We start from the raw sequence: 4,765 nt of genomic DNA, 5'->3' as shown, positions 1-4,765 counted from the left end.
ATGAAACCCAACGCCCGCATGGGTTACGCTACTGCTAACCCATCCTACAAATAATTGTGCCTACCTACTTATAAGGATGGGCAAAAGGCAAGAGGCACTCAGGCAAAAGAAGGAATAGATAATCAGTCTTTAGTAACTGGATTTAGTATAATTCCCATTTCATAATTCCTAATTCATAATTCCCCGATCAAGATGAATTTAGAAGCAATCATCCTAGAGGAAATTAAACAATCAGCAGCGGGTCGAATTAGCTTTGATCGCTGGATGGATTTAGCTCTCTATCACCCTGATTATGGCTATTACACCTCTGGAAAAGTAGAAATTGGCTCAAAAGGAGATTTTTTTACTTCCTCGTCCCTAGGAGCAGATTTTGGCCAATTGTTGGCGGAGCAATTTGTCGAGATGGCGGAATTTTTGGGCAATTCGCGAGGATTTACTTTAGTGGAAGTGGGAGCAGGTTCGGGAATTTTAGCGAAGGATATCCTTGATTATTTAAGTCATAGCTATGCTGATTTTTATCAAAATCTCAGTTATATAATTGTCGAACAATCTCAGAAACTCAGGGAAAGACAACGGGCAACTTTAGCGGGATATTCCCCAGTATCTTGGCAAAGTTGGCCGAATTTAGCTGATAATTCCCTTGTGGGTTGTGTGTTTAGTAATGAGTTAATCGATGCTTTTCCTGTCCATCGAGTTGTGATCGAGTCGGGAGAATTACGAGAAATTTATCTGGGATTGGGGGAACCTTTTCAGGAGATTATCGCAGATTTATCCACCCACAGAATCAAAGACTATTTTGATTTAGTGGGGATAAATATTCCTTCCCCACTTTATCGGGAGGGTTATCAAACTGAGGTAAACTTATTAGCTTTAGACTGGTTAGAAACGGTTAATCGGAAACTCGATCGAGGTTATATTTTAACCATAGATTACGGTTACACTGCCGAAAAATATTATCATCCCCAAAGAAGTCAAGGAACCCTACAATGTTATCGACAACATCAGCGTCATGATCATCCTTATTTGTGGGTGGGAGAACAAGATATTACCACTCATGTGGATTTTACTGCTTTACAACGTCAAGGGGAGAAATTAGGCTTAAAAAATCTCGGTTTTACTCAGCAAGGATTATTTTTAATGGCTTTGGGATTAGGGGATAGATTAAATCAACTTTCTCAAGGAAAAATCGATATATTAACTATATTTCAGCGTCGAGATGCCCTACATCAATTAATCAATCCCACCGGTTTAGGAGGATTTGGGGTTTTAATTCAGGGGAAAGGAGTAGAGGAAAGAATACTTAAGGGATTAAGTAAATAACTAAAAAAATAGGGCTGAATGCTGTTAACTTTCAGCCCTAAGAAATAATTAAGCTCCTACGGATTCTTTAGCGGCATACATTACCTCTAAAGTTATTTCACCAATACCTCGCTCCCGGGCAAATTTTTCGGTATTTCGTTTGACTTTACCCCGCACAAAACCGGGTATTTTCTGTAATTCTACCGTAGCTTCCTTATTCCAATTTAGGTCAGAATCTGCCGAAATACCCTTAGTAATTACCTCTTTGGTATCATGACCACCGAATATCTCTAATAGGTGATCTTCCATACCCAAAGTAAAGGAATTATAGACCAAATCGGCGATCTGATTAGTGCCTTCGTAACCTAAGAAAGGTTTATAACCGAGGGGGAAATTTTGGATATGAATAGGTGCGGCAATTACTCCACAGGGAATATCTAAACGTTTGCCTACATGACGTTCCATTTGAGTACCAAATATCGCCGCTGGTTCTAATCGAGCAATAGCATCTCCTATCGCCCCATTATCATCACTAATTAACACTTCATCGCAATATTCACTCACTTGTTCCCGGAACCAATCGGCATCATACTTGCAATAAGTACCCGCTAAAACCACATGGATTCCCATCTCTCTGGCGAGAATTTTTGTCATAGCGGCTGCGTGGGTATTATCACCAAAAACCACCGCTTTTTTCCCCGTTAAATTCTGACAGTCGATGGAACGAGAAAACCAAGCAGCTTGGGAGATATGCAGAGTTTGTTCATTGATAAAATCTTCGTAATCTACTGCTGCACCTTGGGGATTAATTACCTCTTGAATTTGGCGAATACAGCGCGCTGTTTCCACCACTCCCATGGGGGTAATATCAACGTAGGGCATGGCGAATTCACTTTCGAGATATTTGGCTGTCATTAATCCCACTTCTCGATAGGGAACCAGATTAAACCAAGCGCGGGGCAGATTTTTTAAGTTGTCCACCGAAGCAGCTTCGGGGATAATTTCGTTAACTTCAATGTCCAAATCTGCCATTAACCGCTTTAATTCTGTGCGATCATGTTGGTTATGGAAGCCGAGGGTGGTAATACCAATAATATTAACCGAAGGTTTAGGGGTTTTCTGGGAGATAATTTCCCCTTTTCTCTGGGCCTTATCGAGATAATATTTGATAATTTGATAGAGGGTTTTATCGGCCGCTTGTAGTTCATTATAGCGATAGTGGTTAACATCGGCCAGCAGCACATCTCCTTGGGCATCCTGTCGCGCTCTTTCGACAAAGTTTTGTAAATCCTCTTGGAGAATGCTGGAGGTACAGGTGGGGGTTAAAACGATTAAATCGGGACTTTCTTCGCGATCTTTGCGAACAATATTATCGACGACTTTTTCTTGGGACCCCCGGGCTAAAACATTACGATCGACAATACTAGCAGTGACGGGGGTAAAATTACGCTCCCTTTCCAGCATCGAGCGCATGACGTTAAAATAATCGTCTCCCAGAGGAGCGTGCATGATAGCATGAACATTTTTAAAGGAACTGGCGATCCTTAAAGTGCCAATATGAGCGGGACCCGCGTACATCCAATAGGCCAATTTCATAGAGGTTTCTCCTACAGTCAGACTTTTTTGATTGTCTCAGACTTTACCGATTTAGGAGTGAACACTTAACGGAAGATTACAAAAAGTCCCCATGCAGATTAAGTATCTTTTCGGGGAAAAATGACACAAATATTAATGTTAACTTTTTTAACAATTTATGTCATGAGGGCAAAAATTTCTTTACCGACCGCTTGGTAACAAAGCCAACCGAAATTCGACCGGGGGTCGGGATAATCTTTGACGATGACTCCCTTTTCGGCCGCTCGTTCAAAAGCAACTAAACGGGGTATTTCTCGCTTAAATAGCGGTAATTTGGCTTCTTCTAGAGCTTTCCGCGCTTCCCGTCCTGTTTTTGTCCGTGAATCCACTTGGGTTAAAAGAACTCGATAATTATCGGTCATCGTGGACAGCAATTCTGCCGCTTTAATGGTGACATCGATATCGAGATGATTGGGAGTGGTGGGTAAAATTAATAAATCGCTGCCCTGAGCTAAATCTTTTAACTCGTCCGGCTCTGGCCGGGCCTGGGTATCGACGATAATATGAGTGTATTGTTTCACCAGTCCCGTCGCTCCAGCTTGGGACGCTACCATAAAAGGAAGGGTATCTTCCCGGGACCAATGGAGAGCCGAACGATTTTTATCCGCATCAATCAATAGGGTGGGCGCTTTTTCTTGAAAATAGGCGGCCAAATGAATCGATGTGGTGGTTTTCCCGACCCCTCCCTTCAGTGCTACGACGGAAATAATCATGAACGGCTCGATCAAAATAAGTGAGTATTTTCTAGTGTACTCCCAGACGGACTGAAAACCGTTTAAGTTTCCCCCAGAAAGGCTATCAGTCAGGATTCTAGATTTTTGAGCGTGGCTCTCTCGATCTTATGGTGTAAAGTGTCCCTTGATGTTAGATTTTGGGCTGATACCCTCCCTTAGATAACGATAACTTTTGCCGCTTTAAAGCACACATCTATTATCTTGGCGAATATCCCAACTACCGTCAACACGGAATAAAAATAAACAGCGTTTGTCGGGTGTACCGGAAGCAACTAAAGTAATTCTGCCTAACTGTCCCCAAGAACCCCCTAACCCCCCCTTTGTATCGGCCCAACTAGCGCGATAAATTGTACCTTCATTACCAGCAGGTCCACTAACTCGGCGTAGGCTAGAATTGTCAGTATCGATGCTAACGCCGCGAGTGATGGGAGTCCAGTCGATGACATTTTCACATTCGTCCCCTTGCACTTTTGCCACTTTAATCTGTTCGGTTTCACTTTCTGCCATGCACAAAGATAGGGGATGAGAACCTTCTCCCGTGGCTTGATAACGGGTATTTTTCCAATGTTGTGATATTTCAAAGGTGGCGATATTTAAGCGAATCCAAGCCATTAAACTATGATAAACAGAAAGGGCAATGGTTAAGAGAATTCCTAATAAAATTAGGGTAACTAACATCTCGACTTGAGTTAAGCCAGAGGTGGATTTTTGCCGATTAAAAAGCTTTAAATTGCGAAAAAAATGGGGAGAAAGGTCGAAGATATTCATGAGCCTCATCTTGCCTTTTTATTTTCAATAAATTATGGGATTATCCTAGAGCAAATTAATTGTTGCTCTAGGATAATCCACATAATTTCTGGCTGTTATTACGGACAAAATTGACTGCGATCTCTATTTTTCCTGATATGGGCAAAAATGAGCTAAATAAAAGCAATTTTCTGATTTTTTGCTCAATTTAGTTTATTTGCCCTGTTTATATAGGGCTGGCTGAATAATGGTAAAAACCTTGTTGGGTAAGACTTTTAGACTTTTTGTCAATCAAAAAGTACCAGGCATGGGAGTGATGAGGGGGAAAATTGAGGCACTTTTTCCCTGAA

4 protein-coding genes are annotated in these 4,765 nt (G+C 41.6%); 1 reads left to right on the top strand and 3 read right to left on the bottom strand.

Annotated elements, in window-relative coordinates; translation table 11 throughout:
• Positions 1-192: 192 nt before the first annotated feature.
• Positions 193-1,320, top strand: a complete 1,128-nt coding sequence (locus IQ242_RS17045) for a class I SAM-dependent methyltransferase (protein ID WP_193960789.1) — start codon at positions 193-195, stop codon at positions 1,318-1,320.
• 48 nt (positions 1,321-1,368) lie between these two features.
• Here the strand turns inward: IQ242_RS17045 and bchB are convergent, their stop codons facing one another.
• The 3 genes from bchB to IQ242_RS17030 all read right to left on the bottom strand — a co-directional run bounded on the left by bchB (position 1,369) and on the right by IQ242_RS17030 (position 4,436).
• The gene (gene bchB, locus IQ242_RS17040; RefSeq protein ID WP_072926457.1) at positions 1,369-2,895 is read right to left on the bottom strand and encodes a ferredoxin:protochlorophyllide reductase (ATP-dependent) subunit B; all 1,527 of its coding nucleotides are present in this window, start codon (positions 2,893-2,895) and stop codon (positions 1,369-1,371) included.
• A 155-nt stretch (positions 2,896-3,050) separates the two neighbouring features.
• Positions 3,051-3,647, bottom strand: coding sequence for a ParA family protein (locus IQ242_RS17035; RefSeq protein WP_002740297.1), 597 nt, complete (start codon positions 3,645-3,647; stop codon positions 3,051-3,053).
• Between the two features lie 201 nt (positions 3,648-3,848).
• Positions 3,849-4,436 (bottom strand): prepilin-type cleavage/methylation domain-containing protein, encoded by a 588-nt coding sequence (locus IQ242_RS17030; RefSeq protein WP_193960788.1) that lies wholly within the window; start codon positions 4,434-4,436, stop codon positions 3,849-3,851.
• Positions 4,437-4,765: the final 329 nt, after the last annotated feature.

The sequence above is a fragment of the Microcystis sp. LEGE 08355 genome (genome assembly GCF_015207185.1).
Taxonomy (GTDB): Bacteria; Cyanobacteriota; Cyanobacteriia; order Cyanobacteriales; family Microcystaceae; genus Microcystis; species Microcystis panniformis.
This window is presented reverse-complemented; position numbering and strand designations above follow the sequence as displayed.

Excerpts from the sequence above, each read along its gene's own strand:
- bchB (WP_072926457.1), bottom strand. The coding sequence starts at position 2,895 with ATGAAATTGGCCTATTGGATGTACGCGGGTCCCGCTCATATTGGCACT.
- IQ242_RS17035 (WP_002740297.1), bottom strand. The coding sequence starts at position 3,647 with ATGATTATTTCCGTCGTAGCACTGAAGGGAGGGGTCGGGAAAACCACC.
- IQ242_RS17045 (WP_193960789.1), top strand. The coding sequence starts at position 193 with ATGAATTTAGAAGCAATCATCCTAGAGGAAATTAAACAATCAGCAGCG.
- IQ242_RS17030 (WP_193960788.1), bottom strand. The coding sequence starts at position 4,436 with ATGAATATCTTCGACCTTTCTCCCCATTTTTTTCGCAATTTAAAGCTT.